The 23,977-nt window shown below is 65.2% G+C and carries 23 protein-coding genes; 3 read left to right on the top strand and 20 right to left on the bottom strand.

Going from position 1 to position 23,977, the window contains the following annotated elements; translation table 11 throughout:
- Nucleotides 1-12: 12 nt before the first annotated feature.
- From ccoS to AC07UX_RS13620, 11 genes are all read right to left on the bottom strand, one after another.
- Nucleotides 13-159: a cbb3-type cytochrome oxidase assembly protein CcoS gene (ccoS, locus tag AC07UX_RS13670; protein WP_495192547.1), complete on the bottom strand. Its 147-nt coding sequence runs from the start codon at nt 157-159 to the stop codon at nt 13-15.
- On the bottom strand, nt 156-2,282 hold the full coding sequence (locus AC07UX_RS13665) for a heavy metal translocating P-type ATPase (protein WP_495192546.1): 2,127 nt from the start codon (nt 2,280-2,282) through the stop codon (nt 156-158). The genes ccoS and AC07UX_RS13665 overlap by 4 nt, the downstream gene beginning before the upstream one ends.
- Nucleotides 2,282-2,734: a FixH family protein gene (locus AC07UX_RS13660; RefSeq protein WP_495192545.1), complete on the bottom strand. Its 453-nt coding sequence runs from the start codon at nt 2,732-2,734 to the stop codon at nt 2,282-2,284. Before AC07UX_RS13660 ends, AC07UX_RS13665 begins: the two co-directional genes overlap by 1 nt.
- Nucleotides 2,735-2,737: 3 nt before the next feature.
- A complete protein-coding gene (gene ccoG / locus AC07UX_RS13655) occupies nt 2,738-4,171 on the bottom strand; it encodes a cytochrome c oxidase accessory protein CcoG (protein ID WP_495192544.1) in 1,434 nt (477 codons plus the stop codon).
- Between the two features lie 129 nt (nt 4,172-4,300).
- Nucleotides 4,301-5,212 carry a cytochrome-c oxidase, cbb3-type subunit III gene (ccoP, locus tag AC07UX_RS13650; RefSeq protein ID WP_495192543.1) on the bottom strand — a complete coding sequence of 304 codons (912 nt, stop codon included), beginning with the start codon at nt 5,210-5,212 and terminating at the stop codon, nt 4,301-4,303.
- Nucleotides 5,205-5,375 carry a cbb3-type cytochrome c oxidase subunit 3 gene (locus tag AC07UX_RS13645; RefSeq protein WP_495192542.1) on the bottom strand — a complete coding sequence of 57 codons (171 nt, stop codon included), beginning with the start codon at nt 5,373-5,375 and terminating at the stop codon, nt 5,205-5,207. Before AC07UX_RS13645 ends, ccoP begins: the two co-directional genes overlap by 8 nt.
- Nucleotides 5,372-6,121 (bottom strand): cytochrome-c oxidase, cbb3-type subunit II, encoded by a 750-nt coding sequence (gene ccoO / locus AC07UX_RS13640; RefSeq protein ID WP_495192541.1) that lies wholly within the window; start codon nt 6,119-6,121, stop codon nt 5,372-5,374. The genes AC07UX_RS13645 and ccoO overlap by 4 nt, the downstream gene beginning before the upstream one ends.
- 12 nt (nt 6,122-6,133) lie before the next feature.
- A complete protein-coding gene (gene ccoN / locus AC07UX_RS13635) occupies nt 6,134-7,792 on the bottom strand; it encodes a cytochrome-c oxidase, cbb3-type subunit I (RefSeq protein WP_495192540.1) in 1,659 nt (552 codons plus the stop codon).
- A 164-nt stretch (nt 7,793-7,956) separates the two neighbouring features.
- A complete protein-coding gene (locus AC07UX_RS13630) occupies nt 7,957-8,700 on the bottom strand; it encodes a Crp/Fnr family transcriptional regulator (RefSeq protein ID WP_495192539.1) in 744 nt (247 codons plus the stop codon).
- Nucleotides 8,701-8,955: 255 nt separating this feature from the next.
- Nucleotides 8,956-9,585 carry a response regulator FixJ gene (gene fixJ / locus AC07UX_RS13625; protein ID WP_495192538.1) on the bottom strand — a complete coding sequence of 210 codons (630 nt, stop codon included), beginning with the start codon at nt 9,583-9,585 and terminating at the stop codon, nt 8,956-8,958.
- A 13-nt stretch (nt 9,586-9,598) separates the two neighbouring features.
- A complete protein-coding gene (locus AC07UX_RS13620) occupies nt 9,599-10,753 on the bottom strand; it encodes a sensor histidine kinase (RefSeq protein ID WP_495192537.1) in 1,155 nt (384 codons plus the stop codon).
- Between the two features lie 133 nt (nt 10,754-10,886).
- On the opposite strand from AC07UX_RS13620, the gene AC07UX_RS13615 reads away from it, so the two are divergent.
- On the top strand, nt 10,887-11,231 hold the full coding sequence (locus tag AC07UX_RS13615; RefSeq protein WP_495192536.1) for a hypothetical protein: 345 nt from the start codon (nt 10,887-10,889) through the stop codon (nt 11,229-11,231).
- A 36-nt stretch (nt 11,232-11,267) separates the two neighbouring features.
- Here the strand turns inward: AC07UX_RS13615 and AC07UX_RS13610 are convergent, their stop codons facing one another.
- Nucleotides 11,268-11,930, bottom strand: coding sequence for an OmpW/AlkL family protein (locus AC07UX_RS13610; protein ID WP_495192535.1), 663 nt, complete (start codon nt 11,928-11,930; stop codon nt 11,268-11,270).
- A 130-nt stretch (nt 11,931-12,060) separates the two neighbouring features.
- Here AC07UX_RS13610 and hemN point away from each other — a divergent pair, with 130 nt between their 5' ends.
- Complete coding sequence (hemN, locus tag AC07UX_RS13605; RefSeq protein ID WP_495192534.1) at nt 12,061-13,365, top strand: oxygen-independent coproporphyrinogen III oxidase; 1,305 nt, start codon at nt 12,061-12,063, stop codon at nt 13,363-13,365.
- Nucleotides 13,366-13,552: 187 nt separating this feature from the next.
- Here the strand turns inward: hemN and AC07UX_RS13600 are convergent, their stop codons facing one another.
- From AC07UX_RS13600 to AC07UX_RS13565, 8 genes are all read right to left on the bottom strand, one after another.
- Nucleotides 13,553-14,071 (bottom strand): phosphoribosyltransferase, encoded by a 519-nt coding sequence (locus AC07UX_RS13600; protein WP_495192533.1) that lies wholly within the window; start codon nt 14,069-14,071, stop codon nt 13,553-13,555.
- The gene (locus AC07UX_RS13595; protein WP_495192532.1) at nt 14,058-15,230 is read right to left on the bottom strand and encodes a glycosyltransferase; all 1,173 of its coding nucleotides are present in this window, start codon (nt 15,228-15,230) and stop codon (nt 14,058-14,060) included. The genes AC07UX_RS13600 and AC07UX_RS13595 overlap by 14 nt, the downstream gene beginning before the upstream one ends.
- Nucleotides 15,227-16,303 (bottom strand): sugar-transfer associated ATP-grasp domain-containing protein, encoded by a 1,077-nt coding sequence (locus AC07UX_RS13590; protein WP_495192646.1) that lies wholly within the window; start codon nt 16,301-16,303, stop codon nt 15,227-15,229. The genes AC07UX_RS13595 and AC07UX_RS13590 overlap by 4 nt, the downstream gene beginning before the upstream one ends.
- Before the next feature lie 15 nt (nt 16,304-16,318).
- Nucleotides 16,319-17,128 carry a nucleotidyltransferase family protein gene (locus tag AC07UX_RS13585; RefSeq protein ID WP_495192531.1) on the bottom strand — a complete coding sequence of 270 codons (810 nt, stop codon included), beginning with the start codon at nt 17,126-17,128 and terminating at the stop codon, nt 16,319-16,321.
- Nucleotides 17,125-18,156, bottom strand: a complete 1,032-nt coding sequence (locus AC07UX_RS13580) for a D-alanine--D-alanine ligase family protein (RefSeq protein WP_495192530.1) — start codon at nt 18,154-18,156, stop codon at nt 17,125-17,127. The genes AC07UX_RS13585 and AC07UX_RS13580 overlap by 4 nt, the downstream gene beginning before the upstream one ends.
- A gap of 126 nt (nt 18,157-18,282) precedes the next feature.
- On the bottom strand, nt 18,283-20,601 hold the full coding sequence (locus tag AC07UX_RS13575) for a TonB-dependent receptor (protein WP_495192529.1): 2,319 nt from the start codon (nt 20,599-20,601) through the stop codon (nt 18,283-18,285).
- A gap of 156 nt (nt 20,602-20,757) precedes the next feature.
- Entirely contained in the window at nt 20,758-21,390 is a 633-nt protein-coding gene (locus AC07UX_RS13570) for a DUF4198 domain-containing protein (RefSeq protein WP_495192528.1), read from the bottom strand.
- Between the two features lie 23 nt (nt 21,391-21,413).
- Nucleotides 21,414-23,480, bottom strand: coding sequence for a TonB-dependent siderophore receptor (locus AC07UX_RS13565; protein ID WP_495192527.1), 2,067 nt, complete (start codon nt 23,478-23,480; stop codon nt 21,414-21,416).
- A 197-nt stretch (nt 23,481-23,677) separates the two neighbouring features.
- Between AC07UX_RS13565 and AC07UX_RS13560 the strand changes: the two genes are divergently transcribed.
- A complete protein-coding gene (locus AC07UX_RS13560; protein ID WP_495192526.1) occupies nt 23,678-23,977 on the top strand; it encodes a hypothetical protein in 300 nt (99 codons plus the stop codon).

Here is a 23,977-nt window from a genome sequence, read left to right as displayed (position 1 = left end):
ACGAGTTCCGGATCAGTCATCTTCTCCATCGGCCAGCATCCGCATCGCCGCACCGTCCAGATCGTCATATTGCCCGCTGCGGAGCGCCAGAAAGAAGGCGCCAAGCGCGACCAGCCCACATAGCAAGGCGATGGGGATGAGGAGGACAAGACCGGTCATTTCGCGCTTCCGTTCAGGCGCAGGGCATTGGCGACGACGATGAACGAGGACAGCGACATGGCGACCGCTGCCACCAGCGGCGTCACCGTGCCCGCGATTGCCAGCGGCACCGCCAGGACATTATAGCCAATGGCGAGGCCGAAATTCTGCTTCACCACCCGCACCGTCCGGCGCGCGACGTGCAGCGTAACCGCCACCGGCGCCAGTCGATCGCCCAGGAAGACGGCATCTGCGGTCAATTGACTGGCATCGCTGGCCGATGCCGGCGCCATGCTGGCATGACCCGCGGCCAAAGCCGGCCCGTCGTTGAGGCCATCGCCGACCATCAATATCTTTTGACCCCCTCGTTTCAGCCGCTCGACCAGCGCCAGCTTGTCGGCGGGGCGCAAGTGACAGATCGCGGTCGTGCCGGTCGCGCGCGCCACTTGCTCCAGCGCTTCGGGCCTGTCCCCGCTGGCAATCAGGATCGACAGGCCATCCCGCTTCAGATCGCCGACCACGTCGATCGCATCGGGCCGCAGCGCATCGGCAAAGCCGAGCAACATCGTATGTTCGCCACGCCGATATTCGCTGGCGAGGCCGAACAGGTCTATGAGGCTGCGCGGCCGGGCGAGCGATACCGCCTCCTGTCCGTGACGCGCGAACACGCCTTCCCCGGCGACCTCCCGCACATCCTGAATCGCGGCCGCCGTGCCCCCTTCCAGTGCCTGCCGCAGCGCGTTGCTGAGCGGATGCCGGCTGGCTCGGGCGAGCGCGAGCAGGATCGCCCTGTCCTGCGGTTCCAAACGGTCGAGATCGCACGGCACCGGACGGCCCAGCGTCAACGTGCCGGTCTTGTCGAACACCACCTCGTCCACTTCGGCCAGCCGTTCCAGCGCCGATCCATCCTTCACCAACACACCGCGCCGCATCAGCGCACCGCACGCCACGACCTGCGCGGCGGGCACTGCCAGCCCCAGCGCGCAGGGGCAGGTGATGAGCAGGACGGCCACCGCGATCAGCAAAGCCTGATGCACGCCCGCGCCTGCCACCATCCATCCCGCAAAGGACAGCGCCGCCAGCATATGCACGCAGGGCGCATAGAGCCGCGCCGCCCGATCGGCCAGGCGCACATAGCGCGACCTGCCTTGCCCCGCCTGCTCCATCAGCCGGGCGATGTCGGCGATGATCGTATCGGCGCCAGCCGCCGTCACCATGATATGGATCGGCCCGTCGATATTCAGCGCGCCCGCCTGCACCATGTCGCCGGGTCCGACACGGACGGGTGCGCTCTCGCCGGTCAGAAAGGCGATGTCCACACCCGAAACACCCTCTGCCACGCGCCCGTCCGCTGCCAGTCGCTCGCCCGCTGCCACCAGCATCCGCATCCCCGGTCGCAGGTCGGCGGCCTTCGTCCAATGGCTGTGCCCCTGCCCGTCCAGCACCAGCGCGCCGGGTGCGCTCTGCTTCAGCAGCGCCGCCACGCCGACGCGCGCCCGCGCCCGCATCAGGCTGTCCAGGCATCGGCCCGCCAGCAGGAAGAAGAGCAGCATTACCGCTCCGTCGAACCAGGCATGATCCCCGCCGGTCAGCGTTTCATAGAGGCTCATGCCCGTCGTCAGCAGCACCCCGATGCTGATCGGCACATCCATGTTGGTTCGCCCCTGCCGCACGGCGGCAAGGGCGGAGCGGAAGAAGGGCTGTCCGGCATAAGCGACCGTGGGCAGCGCGATCAACGCGGATAGCCAGTGGAACATCTGCCGCGTCGCCCCATCCGCCCCGGACCAGATGGACACGGACAGCAACATGATGTTCATCGCCGCAAAGCCCGCCACCGCCAGCGCCCGGATCAACGTGCGATTTTCGGCAGCGGCGACATCCACACCGGGATCGGCCAACGGTTCCGCGTCGAAGCCGATCGCGGCGATCGCCGCCTTCAAGGCTGGCGGGTCCAGCATCGGATGGTGGCGAATGGCGACGCGCTTGGCAGTCATGTTGACGCGGGCGGATTGGATCCCCGGCAATTTGGCCAGTCCATGTTCGACCTTGGCGATACAACCCGCGCAATGTAGCGCGGGCACGGCGAACAGGCTTTCGATACTGTCCGGGACCGGAGCCTCGGCAAGGATGGGGTGGGTCGCCATTAAAAGACCTCCCGCAGGAGATGCTGTTCGCCTTGGTCGATGTCGATGCGAACCTGCCAGCGCCCGGCGGGCAGGCGGGCATCACTGACATAATGTCCCGGCGCCGCCTCATGGAAGACGAGCTGCATGTCCGGCGCGCGACCCAGCGGATGCTCCGCCAAGGCCTTGATCCGGGCGCCCGCCACCGCCACACCCTTCGCATTGCTTAGGGCCAGCGTGACATGCCGGCCTGCGTCCAGCAGCATCTCATATTTCCACTGCAGGCGACCCTGCGCGCGCGCCTGCGCCAGATAGTGGTTGAACTTCTGGCTTTCGACATAGCTGTTGTCGACCACCGTGCCGCCAAAGGAGCGGATGGCGACGGTCGCCATCAGCACATTGACGGCGATCACCACCGCGAAGAAGGCGACCAATATGCCGGTCATGTGCCAGCCGGTGAAGCGACGGATCATATCTCAGGGCCTTTCGAAGCGGGCGGGTTCATGGTCGCCGCCGCCTTCGCGGTCGGTGGCGCGGACCGTGAAGGCGAAGTCCTGCCGCGGCGGTCCGGGGGCCGGCGCGGCGATGAAGAGGCGCAACTTGGCCAAGCTGTCGGCCGGGATGGTGGCGCTGACGGTGGGCGCGGCGGCCGCGCGCGGCATGGCGTCGGTCCACAGCATCGCGCCGGGCAGCCCCTCGACAGCGACCGTCACCGGGCGCGGCCGCGCCTCCATGTTGCGGACCTTGATCATGTAGGCGTTGCGGATCGCGCCGTCGGAGAGCCGCACGAAGATCGGGTTGCGATCCTGCTGCGCGGCGATGTCGATCCGGGTACGCGCGCCCAGCGCGAACAGCATCGCCGCGCCGATCGATGCCCATACCGCCGCATAGGCCAAGGTGCGGGGCCTGAGCAGCGTTCTTGAAGCAGGCCTGGGCGCCGCGCCCTGTTTCTCCGCCTCCGCATCCTCCTGCGTGCAATAGTCGATCAGGCCGCGCGGGCGGCCGACCTGCGCCATCACCTTGTTGCAGGCGTCGATGCACAAGGCGCAGGTGATACAACCGATCTGCGCGCCATCGCGAATGTCGATGCCGGTCGGGCAGACCGCGACGCACTGGTTGCAATCGATGCAGTCGCCGAACAGATCAGGGTTGGCCTGCGCTTTTTTTACGCTGCCGCGTGTCTCGCCACGCCAGTCCTTGTAGGTGACGACCAAAGACTTTTCGTCCAGCATCGCCGTCTGGATGCGCGGCCAGGGGCACATATAGATGCACACCTGTTCCCGCATGAAGCCGCCCAGCAGGAAAGTCGTCGCGGTCAGCACGGCCATGGTGGCATAGGCGACGGGCGCAGCAGCGCCGCTCCAGACATCATGGCTGAGCGTCGGTGCATCGGCAAAGTAGAAGATCCACGCGCCACCGGTCGCGAAGGCGATGCCCAGCCAGACGCTCCATTTGGCGAGGCGGCGGGCCAGCTTGGCAACACCCCAGGGTGCCTTCGCCAGCCGGATCTGCGCATTGCGGTCGCCATCAATCGCGCGCTCGACATGCTGATACAGGTCGGTCCACACCGTTTGCGGGCAGGCATAGCCGCACCAGGCCCGCCCCACCGCCGACGTCACCAGAAACAGCCCGATCCCCGCCATGATGAGCAGGCCGGCGACATAATAAAATTCATGCGGCCAGATTTCGATCGCGAACATATAGAAGCGCCGGTGCGCCAGATCGATCAGCACCGCCTGGTCGGGCGCATAAGGCCCGCGATCCCAGCGCAGCCATGGCGTGCCCCAGTAAATGGCCAGCGTCATCGCCATGATCGCCCATTTAAGGCGCCGATAGAATCCGTCGACCGCCTTGGGATAGACGCCCTTGCGCTTCTCATAGAGATCGGAAGAACCGGCTGACATCAGCATGGCGGGATTCCGTTGGGTCTTAAAATCCCCGTTATCCCGGGCTTGACCCGGGATCCCACTTCTTCTTCGCGCCTGTTGAAAAAGGCAGCTGGACCCTGGTTCAAGCCCGGGGTGACGGAAGCGGAGAGATTATTGCGCGCCATTGCCCGCTTCCACTGGTGCCGCCTCGCCGCCGCCCAGGCTGTGGACATAGGTCGCCAGCATGCGGATGGTCGCCTTTTCCAGCTTGTCGTCCCAGCGCGGCATCACGCCCTGACGGCTGTTCCACACCGTTTCATGGATCGTCTCCGCGTCGCCGCCATAGAGCCAGATGCCGTCGGCCAGATTGGGGGCGCCCAGCGCCCGTGTCCCCTTGCCGTCCGCACCGTGGCAGACCGCGCAATTGTCGGCGAAGAGCTTCCCGCCGCGCTGCGATGTGGCGCTTGGCTTGTCCTGCTGGCTGATGACGCGGACATGGGCGACCAAGTCGTTGACCTGCGCGCCGGTCAGCAACTGGTCGCGCCCGAAGGCAGGCATGATCGACATGCGGGTCGCTTCATGATTTGGGTTGCGCACACCATCGGTGATCGTCTTTTCGATCGTGGCAAGGTCGCCGCCCCACAACCAGTCATCGTCGTTGAGGTTGGGATAACCCTTCGCTCCCGCCGCACCCGATCCGTGGCACTGGACGCAATGGACCTTGAACGCGGCGCGCCCGCCCTCGACCGCCGCCTGCATCAGCTTCGGCTTGGCGGGCAGGTCAGTGATGGCGGTGTCCGCAATCGCCCGGCGCAGCGGCGCGACCTGCGTTTCGCGTGCGGCCAGTTCCTTGTCCAGCGCGCCCCGGCTCGACCAGCCCAACATCCCCCGCGTATAATCATGCAGCATCGGGATGGCCGGATAGGCGATGACATAGCCGATCGCGAAAAGGATCGTCGCGTAGAAGGTCCATAGCCACCAGCGGGGCAGCGGCGTGTCCAGTTCGGCGATGCCGTCCCACTCGTGGCCCTTCAACTGCGTGCCGGTGGCGGCGTCGATTTTCTTGTCCTGTCCGTCAGCCATGGTCGGCCTCCGTCTCTGTATCCCTGAAGATCATCGTGGCGGCATCGCGGCTGTGGCGGCCGCCGCGCGGCAGGAAGTGCCAGCCGACGAGGACGAGGTAGCTCGCTCCCATGAAGACCAGCCCCCAGCTGTCAGCGAAGTGGCGCAAGCCGTCGTAGCTCATCGCGGCTCCTCCGTTTTCGGAGTTTCCTGAGGCTTGGCTGCGTCCACATCGACCAGCGTCCCCAGCATCTGGAGATAGGCGACCAGCGCATCCATCTCGGTCAGCCTGGCCGGATTGCCGTCGAAATCGCGTTGCTGCGCCCTGGGATAGCGTTTGAGGAGGTCGGCGGCATCGGCATTGGGATCGGCTTGTGCGGCCAAATCCTCATTGGCCTTGGCCACATCCGCCTCGCTGTACGGCACGCCCACCCGCGTCAGCGCGGTCAGGTCGCCGCGCATGTCGCCGGCGTTCAGTTCGCGCTCGGCGAGGAAAGGATAGGTCGGCATGATGGACTCCGGCACCACGGCGCGCGGGTCTTTCAGATGCTGGACATGCCATTCGTCCGAATAGCGGCCGCCCACGCGGGCCAGGTCCGGCCCGGTGCGCTTCGACCCCCATTGGAAGGGATGGTCGTACATGCTCTCCGCTGCCAGGCTGTAATGACCATAGCGTTCCGTCTCGTCGCGGAAGGGGCGGATCATCTGGCTGTGGCAGTTGTAGCAGCCTTCGCGGATATAGATGTTCCGGCCCGCCAGTTCGAGCGGGGTGTAGGGGCGCATCCCCTCTACCTTCTCGATCGTGTTGTCGATCCAGAAGAGCGGCGCGATTTCCACGATGCCGCCGATGGCGACGACGATCAGAGAGGCAATGCCCAGCAGCGAGATATTCCGCTCCAGCCGGCCATGGTCGAAGAATTTGGAAGCCATGATGGCGTCTCCTTATACAGGCTGGGCGATGAGAGGTTTGTCCGCATCCGCGTCATAGGCCGCGTCGTGCATCGGCTTTTCCGCGCGCAGCGGCTTGCCCGCGATGGTCATGCCGATGTTCCAGGCCATGATGATCGCGCCGCTGAGGTACAGCAGGCCGCCGGCCGCCCGGATCAGATATATGGGCAGCATCGCGCTCACGACTTCGGAGAAGGCATAGACGAGATAGCCGTCGGCCCCATATTCGCGCCACATCAGCCCCTGCATGATGCCCGCGACCCACATGGCGGCGGCGTAGAGGACGATCCCCAGCGTCGCGAGCCAGAAGTGCCAGTTGACGAGGCGCAGCGAGTAGAGCCGTTCCCGCTTCCACAGGCGTGGCGTCAGATAATAGAGGCAGGCGAAGGTGATGAGGCCGTTCCAGCCCAATGCGCCGCTATGCACATGGCCGATCGTCCAGTCGGTATAATGGGACAGGCTGTTGACCGCCTTCACCGACATCACCGGCCCTTCGAAGGTGGACATGCCGTAAAAGGCCAGCGCCATCACCATCATGCGGATGATCGGATCGGTGCGGATCTTGTCCCAGGCGCCGTTCAGCGTCATCAGGCCGTTGATCATCCCGCCCCAGCTCGGCATCCACAGCATGATCGAAAAGACCATGCCCAGCGTCTGCGCCCAGTCGGGCAGCGCGGTATAGTGGAGGTGGTGCGGACCCGCCCAGATATAGAGGAAGATCAGCGACCAGAAATGGATGATCGACAGGCGATAGCTGTAAACCGGCCGCTGCGCCTGCTTGGGCACGAAATAATACATCATCGCCAGGAAGCCGGCGGTCAGGAAGAAGCCGACCGCATTATGGCCGTACCACCATTGGGTCAGCGCATCCTGCACGCCGGCAAAGGCGCTGTAGCTTTTGGAGCCGAGCAGGCTGACCGGCATGGAGAGGTTGTTGACGATGTGCAGCATCGCGATCGTCAGGATGAAGGCGAGGTAGAACCAGTTGGCCACATAGATATGCGGTTCGCTGCGCTTGATGACCGTGCCGCCGAACACGACCAGGTAGCAGACCCAGACGATCGTCAGCCACAGGTCGACATACCATTCCGGCTCGGCATATTCCTTGCCTTCAGTAATGCCCATCAAATAACCGGTCGCGGCCAGGACGATGAAGAGCTGATAGCCCCAGAAGACGAAATCGGCGAGCTTTGGCGAGAAAAGCCGGGCGCGGCAGGTGCGCTGAACGACATAGAAACTGGTCGCGATCAGCGCATTGCCGCCAAAGGCGAAGATCACCGCCGATGTGTGCAGCGGACGCAGGCGGCCGAAGCTGGTATATTCCAGGCCGAGATTGAGCGCCGGGAAGGCCAGTTGCAACGCGATATAGAGGCCCGCCAGAAAACCGGCGAGGCCCCAGAAGACGGTCGCGATCACGCCCCAGCGGATCACATCGTCATAATAGCGCCCCTGATCGGCGGGCATCTTGACAAGGCCGCGTGCGAACCCTGCATAGTCGGCGCTTCGCATGGCATAGATGGCCAGCCCCAGCGCCACCGCGCTTACGATCCCCATATGGACGGCAAAGCCGCTGTCATGTGCCGCCAGCATCGCCGCAAAGGCGATCAGCGCCAGCGCGAACCAGCCGCCCGTCCGCATTACCAATCTGTCCATGGCCTTGTCCCCCGCATCAGCTCTTTGCGGCGCTCCATCGGACAGGCGCCGCGCTGATGCCTTGACCTCTGTCAAAAGTGGGCGGCGGGGTCTTTACGGGATAGTGCGTAGGTGGACGGATCGGTTGCCGATCATCCGTTCGCTCAGCCCGAACGGACGTTGGGCTAACCCGCCTCCGCCAGCGCTTCCAGCGCCTGCCTGTCCACCAGCCGCACGCCGCGCCGGCCGACCAGGTCGATCACGCCCGTGCGCTTCATCTCAGTCATCTGACGCGAGACGGTTTCGATGGTGGTGCCCAATATGTCGGCGATCTGCTGGCGCGACAGGGGCAGTGCGATCACGCCGTCCGTGTCGGTGCGCAGCCGCCGCCCCATGTCGAGCAGGAAGGTCGCGACCTTTTCCCGCGCGGTCTTGCGGCCCAGCAGCAGCATCCAGGCGCGGGTGCGGTCGAGATCATCGAGCGTCCGTTGCAACAGCCGCTGTTGCAACGCGCCATGGCGCAGGGCGAAGCCGTCGAAACCCCCGCGCGGAAACAGGCATAGCCGGGCGTCTGTCAGTGCGGTCACGCTATGCGGCGTGCGCGCGCCAAAGGGGCGGCCGATAAAGTCGGCGGCATAGACCACGCCCACGATCTGCTCCCGTCCGTCGCCGGTGGAGGTGGCGAGTTTCAGCGTCCCTTCGATCACATTGGCTACGACCATGCTATCGTCCCCTTCCCACATCACCGTCTGTCCGGCCTGCACCGTGACGCGCCGCCCGATCCGGCTGAGCGCATCACGATCGATGTCAGTCAGGCCAGCACAGATCGCATGGTCGCGGACCACGCAGCTGTCGCAGGACTGCCCGCCACAGGAGCGGGCCGTGGGATGAAAGGCGGCGTTTTGCGCCATGTCAAATCGCATATCCATGCCGCTGCATGACGCGGCGGCGCGCCGCCACCTATCCGTAAATGTCCCTAGCGACGGGCGAGATCGAACGATGCGGAAATAGGAAATCCCGCGCTTAACTTCGCATATTTCCCGCTCAATGCGACATTTTCAAACATAAGTTGGAAATTTTGTTGCGAGAGCACTGCGTGTGGATGCCGCGATTTTATAGCAGGTACAGGGAAGATAGGACAGGGTTGCTCTCCCGATCATCATCCCAGTGACGCATAAAGGCCGTCAATTGCCCGCCACTTCTCCCCCTTGGCTTGCGTGAAACGCAATGCGCAGGGCTTCGGCGAGACTCTTGACCTCCAATTTGTGCATCAGGTTGGCGCGATGGATTTCCACCGTCCTTGGGCTGATGTCGAGATCATAGGCGATGCTCTTGTTAGGCAACCCCTCGACCAGCCCGTTCAGCACGTCGCGTTCGCGGTCGGTCAGCACGTTCAGCCGCGCCTGCGCCTCCTGCGCGCGGGCGCCGGCGCCGCGTGCGGCGATCGACTGGCGGCGGGCGGCTTCGATACAGGCTATCAACGCCGCTTTTTCGAACGGCTTTTCGATGAAGTCGCTGGCGCCCGCCTTCATCGCGGCGACCGCCATGTCGATGTCGCCATGGCCGGTCATGATGACGACCGGCAGCATCACGCCGCGCGCTCTCAGTTCCTGCTGCACCGCCATGCCGTCTATATCGGGCATCCGAACGTCGAGCAGCACGCAGCCCGGCTCCAGCCCGGCCGCTTCCTTCAGAAATTCATGGCCGCCGTCGAACAGGCGAACGGCATAGCCGCTGGTCCGCAGCATGAAGGACAGCGACCGGCGGATCGCATCGTCATCGTCGACGATATAAATGGGATAGGGTTCGCTCATGCGCGTCTCCGGCTCAGTCTTCGGCGATATCTAGGGTGAAGTGGAAGGCGGTGCCGCCCCAGGAGGAAGGGCCGGCCCAGATGCGGCCGCCATGCCCCTCCACGATGGTCTGGCTGATCGACAGGCCCACGCCCATGCCGCGCGCCTTGGTCGTCGAAAAGGGCGTGAAGAGCGTGCGCGACATGTCCGGGTCCAGCCCCGGCCCGCTGTCGGCGACGATCACCTCGACCTTGCCCGGCGCGTCGATGGCGGGCGCAGCGGTGACGCGCAGGATGCGGACCGGGCTGTCCTGCATCGCCTCCACCGCATTTTTGACGAGGTTGATGACCACCTGCTGCAACTGCACCCGATTCACGAACACCCGATCGATGGCCGGATCGACGCTGACGTCCATGTCGATGCCCCGGCTGTCGATGCCGATGAAGGCCAGCGCCGCACCCTCGGCCAGCAATCCCCGCAAGGGTTCGGGCTGGCGCATCGTTTCGCCGCGCTTGATGAATTCGCGCAGCGAGCGGATGATCTCCCCGGCCCGCAGCGCCTGCCCCGCGCTCTCGCTCATCGCCTCCCGCAGCATGTCGCGGTCGACGGGGCCATCCACCTCCAGCAGGTCGCGCCCCGCCTCCATATAATTGGCGATGGCGGTCAGCGGCTGGTTCAGTTCATGCGCCAGCGCGGCGGCCAGCGTGCCCATGGCGGTGACGCGCCCGGCATGGGCGAGTTCGGCCTGCAAATCGGCGACGCGCCGTTCGGCCTGCTGCCGTTCGGTCAGGTCGCGGATGAAGCCGGTGAACAGGCGGCGGCCCTCCGTCTCCACTTCCCCCACCGACAATTCGATGGGAAAGGTCGATCCGTCCCGCCGCCGCGCGCTGGTAAGCCGGCCGATGCCGATGATCCGCCGTTCGCCGGTGGTCAGATAATGGTCGATATAGCCGTCATGCCGCTCCCGATCGGGCGATGGCATCAGCATGGAGATATTCTCACCCAGCACGTCCGCTTCGCCATATTGGAACATGCGCTGCGCCGCCGGGCTGAAGGATACGATCCGCCCGCGCATGTCGATGACGATCAGCGCGTCGGGCACGGTGGTCAGGATCGACCCCAGCAGCGCCTGTTCCAGGCTATGGTCGCGCAAGCCCAGTCCGTCGGTATCGTCATCCGCTACTGCCATCGGGAAATCATGCCGTCCTTTGCCTGCGCCAGCAAGAGTGGCGACCCTGATCCGGTTAGGCGTCCACGTCCATGCCCGCCATCCGGGATAGTCCGTATTTCGCGTCGAGCGCGAGGCGGCCAGACAGGGTGCCATGACATGGACCACGATACGCCTGGAACTTGCCCGCACCCCGGGCTTCCCAAACGGGTCGGCGGCGCGCAGCTATGTGATGCGCCTGCCGCTGCGTCCGGACGGGCAGATCGACGAGCAGGAATATCGCCATCATCCCGAATATGCGACCGTGCGTCGTTTCTGGCCCAATGAGCCGGACCGGCACGGCCATCTGCTGCGCACGGCGGAAGGATGGGCGCTGACCTACCCGCATGAGGCGCCGTTCCGGCTGGAGGCGGCCATGATCCGGTCGGGTAGTCATCTGACGCTGATCGAGCCGGGCGGCCGGACCCTGCCCTTCGAGGTCAAGGCCGTCGCGGTGTAAGGGCGGCGGCCACGGTCGGACCGCCGCCCCATCTCCTTACAGTTTGAAACCGATCCCCACGCCCACGACCAGCGGGTCGAGGTGGACGCGCACCTTCTGCACGCCCGCCGCCGTGGTGGAGAGGCGGGCCGTCGTGTCGATGTCGATATATTTGACGTCCAGATTCAGGAACATCCGGTCATTGAGGTCGATATCGACGCCTGCCTGCGCCGCCCAGCCGAAGCTGTCGGACATATGCACCTTCGTCCTGCCAACCGCGCCTTCCAGACCGCCCGACGCATCTTCATTGTAGAAGAGCGTATAGTTGACGCCCGCGCCGACATAGGGGCGGATCCTGCCTTCGGGCAGGACATGATATTGCGCCGTAAGCGTCGGCGGCAGCACCCAGGTCGATGCCAGCTTGCCGATCGAACCGGTCGTGCCGGTGCGGCCGCTGGCCGAATGTTTGGTGGTTGCGGCGATCAGTTCGAAGCCGATATGGTCGCTTGCCATATAGGTGAAATCGACTTCGGGCGTCACTGCGTTATCGACGCTCACCTTTTCGCCGGAGAAGCCGGGCAGCACGCTGCCGCTCTTCTCGTTGGGCGCGACCATGATGCCGCGTACGCGGACCAGCACATCGCCCTGTTTCGCCTGCGCCGGCGTGGCGAGCGCGCCGATCATGGCGGCGGCGCCCAGCAATATGGCGTTCCTGTTCATAGGGGTCTCCTTCCCTTCTGGTTGGTGACTGCCCTTTGCACCCGGTGACGCGGCGCGGCATTGATCGGGCGCAACGCGCATTTTGACCTGGCGCAATGCGCATGGGGGACAGGCGTGCGATCCCGCCCCCATGTGGACCTATCATCCCGATCTGCTCGCCCGGCCGGTGCCGCGCTACACCAGCTATCCCACCGCTGCGCAGTTTAGCGAAGCGGTGGGGGAGGCGGACCTGCTGGCGCGGCTGGACGACCTGGAGGCGGATACGCCGCTCTCCCTCTATGTCCACATCCCCTATTGCCACGACATATGCTGGTATTGCGGTTGCAACACCGGCGCGGCCACCCGCATCCAGCGGCTGACCGCCTATGTCGAGGCGCTGGAGCGGGAAATGGCGATGGTCGCCGCGCGGCTTGGCGGACGGGGGCGGGTGCGACGCATCGCCTTTGGCGGGGGTAGTCCCAATTCGCTGCCGCTGGTCGATTTCATCCGCTTGTTGCAGCAGTTGACCCGATGCTTCGATGCGGGTGACGCCCATATCTCGGTCGAACTGGACCCGCGACGGCTGGATGGCCCCTGGATAGCGGCAATGGCGGCCATGGGGGTGGACCGGGTCAATCTGGGCGTGCAGACCTTCACCCCCGCGGTGCAGGCGCGGATCGGCCGGGTCCAGCCGCACGACATGGTGGAGCGCGCGGTAGAAGGGTTCGCCCGCGCCGGTGTGTCTGTAGGATTCGACCTGATGTATGGCCTGCCGGGGCAAGGGATGGACGATCTGGCCGCGACGCTGGAGGCCAGCATCGCCATGGCCCCGGCGCGGATCGCGCTGTTCGGCTATGCCCATATGCCGCGCCTGCTGCCGCGTCAGCAGCGGATCGACGCCAGCGACCTGCCCGATCTCAAAACCCGGTTCGCGATGGCGGCGCAGGGGCATGACCGGCTGGTGGCGGCAGGCTATCAGGCGATCGGATTCGACCATTTCGCGCTTCCCGGCGATTCACTGGCGCGGGCCGCGCGCGACGGAAAGTTGAGGCGCAATTTTCAGGGCTTTACCGATGATGATGCCGATGTGCTGATCGGCATGGGGGCGAGTGCGATCAGCGCCTTTCCGGACCTGCTGATCCAGAACGAGAAGCGCGCCGGGCCCTATCGCGAGGCGATTGCTGCCGGGCGCCTGGCCGCGACGCGGGGCGTGGCGCGCAATGGGGAGGATCGGCGGCGCGGCCGCATCATAGAGGCGTTGCTCTGCCGGGGCGAAGCCCATGTGGGCGCGACGCCGATGCCCGACCTGTCCGATTTCGAAGCGCTGGGGCTGGTCCAGTGCAGCGAAGGGCGCGCGCTGCTGACGCCGGCCGCCCGGCCCTATGCACGGGCCATCGCGGCGCGGTTCGACAGCTATCTGGCGGTCGAGGAAAAGCGGTTCAGCCATGCGGTGTAGCGGCGGCTGGCTGGCGGCGGTCGCCTGCCTCAACCTGGCGGCAGGAGCGCTGCCGGTCCCGGCGGCGGGACGCGCCATCCCCTTTTGCGGGACGCCACCGCCCGACCATCGCGCGCCGCAGCGACAGCCCATGCCGGGCGGTCCCTGCCACGTCCTGCTATGTAATGCCGATCGTGAAAGGCGCGGATCAGGCTAGGCGATCGGGCACCGACAGGGCTTCGTCCACGATCGCCTGCTGCGTGGCGAGCGCTTCCCAGGGGAAGACGAACCAGCGTTTGTCACTGTCGCGATCGATGCTGTCCGCCCGATAATCGACGCGCTCGGCCGAACGGCTGTTGTCGAGCAGGACGGCGAAGCGCAGATGCCGGGCATCGCAGCCCTTGTCGCTGAGCGCACGGCGCAGGGCCGCGATCGTGCCGCCGCTGTCATTGATGTCATCGACGATCAACAGTCGCGTGCCCGCTGCGCTGCGCGCCGCCACATCGGCCAGCGCCGCGTCCGCCGATGCGCTGCTATAGTCGATCGACAGCATCGGCATAGTCAGCCGGTGCGCCAGATAGACCGCCGGGACCAGCCCGCCGCGCCCGACGCCCACCAGCATGTCGGGCGCCCAGTCGCCCGCCTCGATCGCGCGGGCCAGTGCCTGCACATCGGCCAGGAAGCGGTCGTGGGTGATGGGGTGGAGGATCGGGCTATCGTTGCTCATGCGTGGGGACAGGAATTAGCCTGTCCGACGCGCGGGGGCAATGCGGGTCGATACCGTCCAGCAAGGCGGCCCACCGATCGAACATCGCGTCCAGGCCATAGGCCGCGATCCGGTCGCCGGGGTGCAGCGCGGTGGCGGGGTCGACCTGATGCCGCAGCGCCTGCGCCATGGCCGCCGCATCGGCCGGGTCGACGAGCAGGCCATGGCGTCCCCCGTCCAGCACCGACGCAGCATTGCCGGCGCTGCGTGAGGCGACGACGGGTATGTCGAGCGCCATCGCCTCCAGCAGGACATTGGCCGATCCCTCCCACCAGCTGGGCAGGATGAAGGCGGCCGCGCGGGCGATCCAGGGGAAGACATTGTCGACCGCGCCCGGCAACAGCAGGTCCGCACCGATGCCGAGGGCGTCGGCCTGTTTTTGCAATATGCGCCGTGCGTCGTCGCGGCTCTCCCCCAATATGACGAGGTGGGCGGCGGTTCCGCCTTGCCGCAACCGGGCGAAGGCGGCGAGCAGCGTGCCGAAATTCTTCTGCGGCGCGAGCCGGCCGATGGCCAGCACCACCGGCACGCCGTCGTCGAAACAGCCATGGGGTGATGGCCCGGCGGCGCGGGCGCGGGCGATGGCGGGGTCGATCGCATTTTCGATGATGGTGGCGCGGCCCTGCGCACGGGCGCGGCCGAAGGCGGGCGTATCGCTGGCCAGCGTCGGCGACACCAGCACAAGATGATCCGCATCCGCCGCCAGCAGCCGGGCGATCAGCGACCGACCAGCCGAACGGATCGCGCTTTTGGGCGTGCCCGGCGCAGCGCGGCGCAAATCGTTGCTGATGCGATAGAGGCGGCGCAGGCCTGGCACCGCCCGGCTGCCCAACAACGCGGTCAGATGACCATGATTGCCGGCGGAAATGAGCAGGTCGGGACGGCGCGTGCGCAGGTGAGCGTGGAGCCGGGGCATGGCCCGCCATTTCTGGAGCAGGCGCGACCCGCCCGTGTCGGACAGCAGCGCATGATGCGGCACGCCGTCCACGCCCCCGCCCCCCGGTAGCGCAGTCAGAATTGCCACCTCATGTCCCCGCGCCCGGAAATCGGCGGCGAGGAGGCGGACGTTGCGCACGACCCCAGTGGCGACCAGCGCATGAACGTAGAAGGCGACCTTCATCGCCGGTCCCGCTGCACCACCCGCGCATCGCGCCAATCCGCCGTCGTCAGCTGCGCCAGCGCATGGTTGTACAGGATGCCGAGCCGGCTGTCCGCCAGCCCCCGGCCATTCACCAGCTGGAGGATATCGGTGCCGGGGTTCCAGTTGCCTTCGATCAGCACCGGTCCCTGCGCCGTCAGGCCGATATCCCAGCCGATCAGGGTGAAGCCTTCGCGAAAGCGCTCATGCGCGCGGATCGCCAGCGCCTGCGCGGCGGCATGATCTGGCAGCAACGCGCCTTCGATCCGGGCGCCGGTGGTAGGGTGGCGACTGTGCCGGGAGGGTGGCCGCTTGCCCCCGCTGCGCCAGGCCGGACCGCATCGCCCCATGCCATCGACCGCCAGCACCAGGTTCCCGGCGTTGAAATTATCCACAGGGCGCGGACCGCCGGCCGACAGCCGTAGCGCCATGTCGCAAATCTCCGGTTCGCCCTGTTCATCGAGGCAGGTGACGACGCGCAATGTCGGCAGCGCGCCGGGCGACAGGTCGGCCAGCGCCTGATGGGTAGGCAGGCGTTGCTGGATCACCCCGCCCTGCCGCCACACGCGGCGGAGATGGGTGGCAAGCTGGGCAGCGTCCGTCGCCCGATCGCCACCGCGCCAGCCAGTGCCTTCGCGAACGAAACGCTCGACCCCCTGCCCCTTCGACCGGTAGCTGGGCTTGGCTATGACATCGTCCTGCCCGGTGAGCCATGCGTCCAAATCCTGCCGATCGGGATCGCAGGCGCCCGGCAACGGCAGGCCCGATGCGGCCTGCGCGAACAATTGCTTGTTCTTGAGCGGATTGGCCGCCAGCGGGAAGGCGTCGGGATTGAGCAGCCGGTGCAGCCCCTTGCGGTCGCGCATGCTCAGCCCCTGCCCGCGCACCGCCTCGCCCAGATAGAGACGCTCGGCTGGCGTCCAGCCGCCCCGCCCCGCTATGGCGAGCAGATGGCCGGCAAGGCGCTGTGCCGGCGACCAGTGCCGGACCAGCCCGTCATGATAGGCGCGCAGCAGGGCATTGCCGCCCCGGTCCCGCAGCGACAGCGCACGCACGGTCAGCAAGGCGCGCTACTCCGCCGCCTGCGCCAGGGACATGCGCTGGTCGAGCAAAGTCGTGGCGACGCCGTGCGACCGGGCGTTATCGACGTCGATCGCCACCGCGCCGTCGGTCAGGATCACGGGGCTGATGGTCATGCGGAAGCGGCGCGAGAAGCGGGCGAAAGCCTGGTCCAGCGTACCGATGCCGAAGCGGAAGCGGATGAGGTTGATGAGGCCAAAGGCACCGATGATGCGGCCGGGATGCTTGACGAACTGGCCGCCCGAACGGAAGGTTTCTGCGGCCTTGAGCGCCTTGCGATCGCGCAACCAATAGGTGTTGCAGTTGGAATAGCCATCATCGGCAAAGCTGTAGAATTTGCGCTGCCCTTCCGGATGGGCGGCCAGCACCGATGCACGGCGGGTAAAGGCGACGGCTGCGTCCGCACCCTGCGTGGCGCAGCCGTCGAGCATCTCGTCGATCGCATCCGGGGTCAGCATCACATTGTCGGCAGTAGTAATGAGCAGCGGGAATTCCGCGCCATCCGCCCCCGCCAGCACGCTATCGACCAGATTGGGCTGCGCCGCCACGCCGACCAGCCGCCCATTGTGCAACAGGCCGCGCAGCGCCGGGATGGTCGCGAGCAGCGCGGGGTCTTCGATCACCACGCGCACCGTGCCGATCCGGCGATTGGCGACCAGCGCGTCGACGACATGGAGCAGCATCGGCTGGCCGGCGACCGGCACCAGACATTTATGGCTGACGCCATGGGCGAGCGCCAGCGGATCGGTCGCGCCGTCGCGGCGGCCGGCGAGCAGGATCGCGGTAGTCCGGCCACTCATGCCGCCACCTGCACGATCGCTTCGTCCAGCAGGCCCTGCCGCGCCAGGCTATGACCGACGATGGTTTCGACCAAAGCGGCATGGTCGATGCCGATCGACGCGGCGGAGCGCGAGATCGTCTTCTTCGACCAGAGGTTGCAGGACAGGTTCACCTCCATGAACAGCAATTGCCCGCTGGCCGGATCATAGCGAAATTCGAAGCGACCATAGTCGAACGGCCAGAATTCGGGCAGCAGAGCCGCGGTCATCGCCTCCAGCCGGCCGCGCAGCTCGGCATCCTCGACCAGGATCAGCGGATCGTCGCCCGCGTCGATCAAACCGCGCTTCTCCTCATAGCTGCGCTCGCGATGCGGGTCGGCCGGCACATACATCATCGGCGGCAGGATCCAGGGCTGGCCGGCGGCGCCGCCGATCACCGGCACCGCGACGTCCAGCAGTGGCGCCCATTGTTCCACCAGCACATCATGGCCGAGCGCGAACAGGCTGTCGGCATGGTCCCGCGCCTGCGCCCATGTATCGACCATCTTTACGCCCCAGGAGGCGGAGGATGCGTTGGGCTTTACCACCAGCCGCTCCGCGTCGAAGGCCGGCGCCTCGAACAGGCCGCCCCGGCGGAAAAGCTGCGCCGCCATGGTCGGCACACCGCGCGCGCGGGCGATCATCTTGCTCAGATATTTGTCGTCGGACAGGCCACGCACGATCGGGCTGGCACCCAGATAGGGCATATCGCGCCGGCCGAGCAGCAAGGGGGCCAGCATCTCGCTATTCTGGAAACCGCCCCGGTTGAGCAGGGTGACGACGAAGTCGGCATCGGGCCGCTGGTAAAGCGCGTCATAGCTGTCGGCGACATCCACATTGAGGCCGATCGCCTCCAGCGTGGTGCGCATTTCATGATGATAGACGGCGTGATTGCCATCCTGCGCGTCCGGCCGGCCGTCGGCGCACGCATGCTTGGCAAGGAAGAGAAGGCGCAGCCGCGCCTTGTCGGCGGCGGGGATGCGGATCTGGCGGGGATGTGTCGCGATCATGTCGCCGGATTACAGGCGGCGCGTGACAGGGTGCCTACATTGGCGTTGCAGCGCGATAACTGCACCCGGTCAAAATGATGACGGTTCGGTCACGCATTTGTGACCGAACCGTCCGTCGTTACGCGGTTAGAAACCGGCCTTCAGCGTCGCGAAGAATTGCTGCGGCGCGCCGACCAGCAGGGTCTGCGCGTCGCCGCTGTTGCCAAAGCCGCCCGACCCGATCGTGCTGACATATTTCTTGTCGAACAGGTTGCTGGCGTTCAGTTGCACTTCGATCTTGTCGGTCAGGCGATAGCCGATCGAGGCGTCCACGATCACGCGGCTGGGGACCGACGCATCGTTGGTGTAGCTGTAGAAGCGCTTGGACATATAGTTGGCGCCGATGCGGGCGAAGAGCGGACCCTGATCATAATTCAGTTCGCCACGCAGCATATGCTTGGGGCTGTCCACGACCGTCTTGCCCTTGATCGCGGCGACCAGCGAGCCGTCCGAGCTGTTGAGCACATCGTCGCGATAGGTGGCGTCGGTATAGCTGTAGCTGGCATAGACGCCAAAGCCCTGGCCCAGTTTCAGGTCGCCGGCCGCTTCGAAGCCGAGCGCGCGGACGCCGCCGACATTCTGCAAGGCGGAGGCAAGACCCTGGATCGGGCTGCCCACCTGCACCGCCAGCAAGCGGTTGCGGAAGTTGACCAGATAGGCGCCCAACGTGCCGTTGAAGACGGGGTTATGGTAGCGCAGGCCCAGTTCATAGGTGTCCGACGATTCCGGCTTCAGATCGTCCTTGATCTGGTCGAAGCCGGCCTGGTTGGTCGAGAACGGGCCGGTGGTGGTCGCCGACGCGAAAGCGCGCGTCACTTGCGTGAAGCCGCCAAAGACTTCCATTTCCGGGTTCAGTTCCACCGCGAAGCCGGCATGGGGCTGGAACCAGTCCTGCGCCTTGATCTTGCCTTCGGGGAAGGTGGAGGCGACGATCGCGTCCGCCTTGTTGGTGACGCTGAAGCCCTTCCAGCCCAGGTTGATCGTCACCGTGCCGAGGTCGATCTTGTCCTGCACATGGTACTGGAAGGTGTCGGTGGTGAAATCGAACTCCCATTGGGTGGCGAAGGGGTTCTTGGGATAGTCGCGGAAGCTCAGGCCCGGATCGGTGCGGCTGGCAAAGGCATAGAAGCGGCGGGCCTGATGGAATTTGTTGTTTTCGTACCAGGCGCCGGCGCTGAGCGTCTGGATGCCGATCGTGTAATCGACGCTGCCGAACGCGCCGATGCGGTCCATGTCATATTCGGTGGTGCGGATCGACATGGGCACGCCGTTAGGGCTGGGCGTATAGGGCGTGGCCCACAGGCCCATGCCGCTATTATTATGATAATAGCCCTTGATCTTGAAATTGGCGTTTTCGCCCAGCGGCGTCGTCAGGCCGATCGACCCCAGCCAGTCCTTGCGCAGGCCGGCGGCGTCATAATAGGCGTCGTCGGCGCTGGTGACGTTGCCCGGATAGACCTGGCCGCCGGCGACCGGCGCGCCGCTATAGTCGTAGCGGCCATCGGGGAAGGGCGAACCGCCGCTGTTGCTGACGCGGTCGACATCGTTCAGGCGATCGGCATAGTCGATCGCGCGGGCGTAATCGGGATAGGTGTTGTCCCATTTCCAGCCGAGGCGGCGGATCATGCCCATCGACATGTCCTGATAATCCTGCTCGCGGCGGTCCGAATAGCTGAGCCAGCCGTCGATCTTCGCGTCGCCCACGGGGATCACGACCTTGGCATTGCCCATATGCTGGTCCTGCGTGCCCTGCCCCTTCCACTTGTCGGTGGAGCCATAGCCATAGGAGATATAGCCGCGAATGCCCTCGCGCGTGCCGAGCGCGATGCGGCCGAAGGCGCGCCAGGTTTCGTCGCTGCCATAGGTCAGGTTGCCCTGCGCACCCAAAGAACTGCCGCTCAGATAATCGGCCGGGTCGGCAGAGAAGGTTTCGACCGTTCCGCCAAGGTTGCCGGTCGCCTGCGTGCCGAGCGAACCGGCGCCCTGCGACACGCGCACGCTACCGATATTCTCGCTGCTGATCGCGCGGGTGATGTGCAGGCCATTATGGTTGCCATAGCTCATGTCGCCCAGCGGAATGCCGTCGAAGGTGAAGCCGAGCTGGTTCTGGTTGAAGCTGCGGATGGTGACGCGCTGCGACCATTCATAATTGCCGAACGGGTCGGAAGACTGGAAATTCACGCTGGGCAGCTTTTCGATGGCTTTCAGCGCATTGGTGCCGGGCGTCAGCGTGATGATGTCTTTGCTGGTGATTTCCTGCACCTGGCGGGTTTCGCCGCGGCCGAAAACGATGATGTCCGCGCCGGCATCGGCAGCGGCGGCATCGACGGGCGCCACATCCTGGGCGTAGGCAGGCATGGCGACGATGGCGGTCGACGCCATCAGCAGAGCGGTGGTGATACGCATGGACTTATAATCCCCCTTTGGACCCTTGGTCGGGGGCGGCCTAGCGGCGCGATATTGCAGAGCAATGTGCTATGGTTGACGGCACGAAGTCACTCGCGTGACAGGCCTGTCACAAACAAGGCGGGGAGAGCCAGCGCCCTCCCCGCTCTTTAGCCGTCAGTCGTTCACGAAGGTCAGCGTCGCGATATGATAAAGGGTCGCGACCTTCTGGTTGGCAAGGGCGAGGTCGCCTTTTTCCTCCTGCGTGGCCGTGACGATGAAGCGGCCCTTGGCCTTAATTGGCAGCGTGACCCGGCCGTGCGCGTCGGTGACCATTGCCTTGGTCCATTTGTCCGGCGAAATGACGGTCAGCTTGGCGGCGGGTACCGGCTTGCCGTCGCGCAGCAGCGTGAAGCTGTCGGCATTGGCGGCCGTCGGCACGATTTCCAGTGGCAGGCCCGCCTTGGCTTCGGTGCGACCGGCGCGGGCATAATAGATGACGCCCTCTTTCTTGCCGTCCTCCCCCCAGGGCGCGAACACGCCGTCGTCGATCAGGCGGACGTCGCCGGCAGGCACCGCCACCTCGATATAGCCGGCCTTGCGAATCTGGGCTGCCTTGGACGCGGGCACGAGCTTGGGTGCTTTCAGCTTCTCAAACTCCGGATCGCCGCCCTGCGGCAAGACGTCCGCTGGTTCGCCCAGATAGATGCGCGCGGGACCGGTCCCGTCCCGCTCCACCCACACTTCATGCGCCTGCGCCACGGAGGTCAGGCCGGCCAGCGCCAGCAAGGCCATGGATATCGTCTTCATCGTCTCTCTCCCTTCACCGTCTTTTAGAAGCGGAAACCGACCGTGCCCATCACGTTGCGCGGCGCGCCCATGAAACAGTCGCCGCGTGCCAGGCAGGATGCGTAGAATTTGTTGTTGAGCAGGTTGGTCGCGTTGACCGCGAAGCGCCAGTTGTTCCAGTTGACCTCCGCAAGGCCATCGACAGTGGTGCGCGATGGCGTGACGATCGACCAGATCGAACTGGTCGAGACGCTCTTGCCGCTATAGACGACGCCGCCGCCCAGACGCAGTTGCGCCTCGCCGGGCAGGCCGAACGTCTTGGTCGACCAGATCGACGCCGTGTGGCGCGGCATATAGTCCAGGTTCGTGTTGCTCTCCGACTTCAGCTTCGAATAGCCGTAATTGGCCAGCAGCTCGAAATTGCCGGGCAGCGTGTGGCTCGCCTCGATCTCGAACCCCTTGGTGTTGAGTTCGCCCGACTGGGTGGTGCCGCCGGCGGCAAGATAGAGGACGCGATTGCGCTCCTTGATCTTGAACGCCGTGGCCGTGACCAGCGTGTTGACGGTGGGCTGCCATTTCACGCCCGCTTCATATTGCGTGCCGGTCTGCGGCCTGTAGGGATCGCCATAGGTGCCGTCGCCATTGTCGATGCGCCCTGCGACCGGGAGGAAGCTTTCGGTATAGCTGAAGAAGGGCGAGATGCCGGCGCCGATTTCGCCGATGATGCCGGCGCGGAAGGTGGTGGCGTTATCCTTCTGGCCCGACGATCCGGTCACGCGGTCGCGACGGGCGCCCAGCACGACCGAGACGCGGTCGTAGAAGCGGATCTGGTCCTGCACATAGACGCCCAGTTGCTTCTGCGATTCCGTGGTGAAGGCACCGGTCGGGTCATAGGTCTTGAGCGAGCCATAATCGATGTCGTAGAGATCGACCAGTTCGTTGCCGCCATCATAGCGCTTGCCGACCTTGTTCCAGCTATAGTCGATGCCGACCAGCAGCTTGTGCTCGATGTTGGCGCCGGTGTTGAAATTGAACTGCGCATTATTGTCGGTCGAAAAGACGTTCATCCGCGCATCGCTGGCATCGGCCGTCAGCGCGATGGTCCGACCATCGGTGCCATAGACCGAGAAGGGATCCTGCGGGTTGGTATAGCTGTCGGCATAATGGGTGTTATAGGAAAGGTCGCTGTCGATATAGCGGGCCTTCAGGCTGATCTTGACCGCGTCGGAGAAGCGGTGAGTGATGGAGCCGCCCCCCTGTAGCGATCGGCCGTCATACCGGTCCCAGCCCGCCTTGCCGACGAAGGTGTAGCGATCGAGCTGCTCGCCCGCGACGGTGTTGGGGCGGAAGGTGCCGACGATCGGCAGGAATTGCGACGTCGAGCCGGTGTCGTCTTCCTGGTAGAGGCCGTTCAGCACGATGTCGGTGTCGGGCGTGGGCTGCCAGCGGATCGAGGGCGCGAACATCACGCGGTCGTCGGGCACATGATCGACATAGGTGTCGGCATCGCGCACGCGGGCCACGACGCGCACCGCCAGATTGTCGGCCAGCGCGACATTGACGTCGCCCATCGCTTCCTTGCGATCATAGCTGCCATAGACGAGGTTCAGCTCGCCACCGGTCTTGAACTCCGGCGTCTTGCTGACGAGGTTGACGAGGCCGCCGATCGAACCCTGGCCGAACAGCACGGATGCCGGGCCGCGCACGATTTCCACGCGCGAGAAATTATAGGGGTCCGACGTGATGCTGGCATAGTAGCTGAAGATGTCGCGCATGCCGTCGCGGAACTGGAGCGCGTCCAGGCCACGCACGTTGAAGCCGTCCACGCGGGTATCGCGACCATAGGGATTGGCCAGCACGCCGGCGGCATATTTTACCGTGTCGCTGATGCTGATCGCCCCTTGCGACAAATATTGTTCGGCGCTGATGACCTTGATCGGCTGCGGCAGTTCGACCAGCGCGGTGTCCGTCTTGGTACCGGTCGTCGCAGCGGTGACGATGATGCTGTCCTGCGACTGATCGGCATCGGCGGCCTCATCCGCGGCATAGGCCGCCGTGTGGCACAATGCCATGACTGCTGCGCTGCCCAGCGCGATCCATTTCACATTCATTCTAACGCCCCTCTTTATCTTAGGATTGGGAGGCGTCCTACATATATTGCGATAGATTCGCAATTGCGTTGTGAAATTAATAATGATCCGCTTTCGCGATGACCACCGCGAAGCCTTGCGCAACAATCCTGCGATAAGAGCGTAAGCCGTAATGAACTCAAAGGCTTGTGAAGCGTTGGGGACGTATGGAGGATGCGATGGCGATTGATGTGCGATATCCCGATGGCAGCTGGCGATCGGTTCCCAGCGAATTACGCCCCATCGACCCTGTGCATAACGGGGTACAGGCGCGCTTTCATCATCGCCCGGTCAACAGCGATCCGCTGTGGCGCTTCTACCATGACGGCAAGGCCTGGAATGCCAGGCCTCGCCATGGTGCCCTGTCCATCCTAGTCCCGCCCGTCGATGACTGGTGGCAAGGGATCGGCGCCATGGCGGACAGCCCGGCTCTTGCCGATATGCCCGATCATAAGTCCCGATCGCACCGGGCCGCCTGA

The organism is Sphingobium sp. GW821-FHT02B05 (assembly GCF_059421905.1).
The sequence above is the reverse complement of the archived record's forward strand: the minus strand, read 5'-3'. Positions and strand labels throughout refer to the sequence as shown.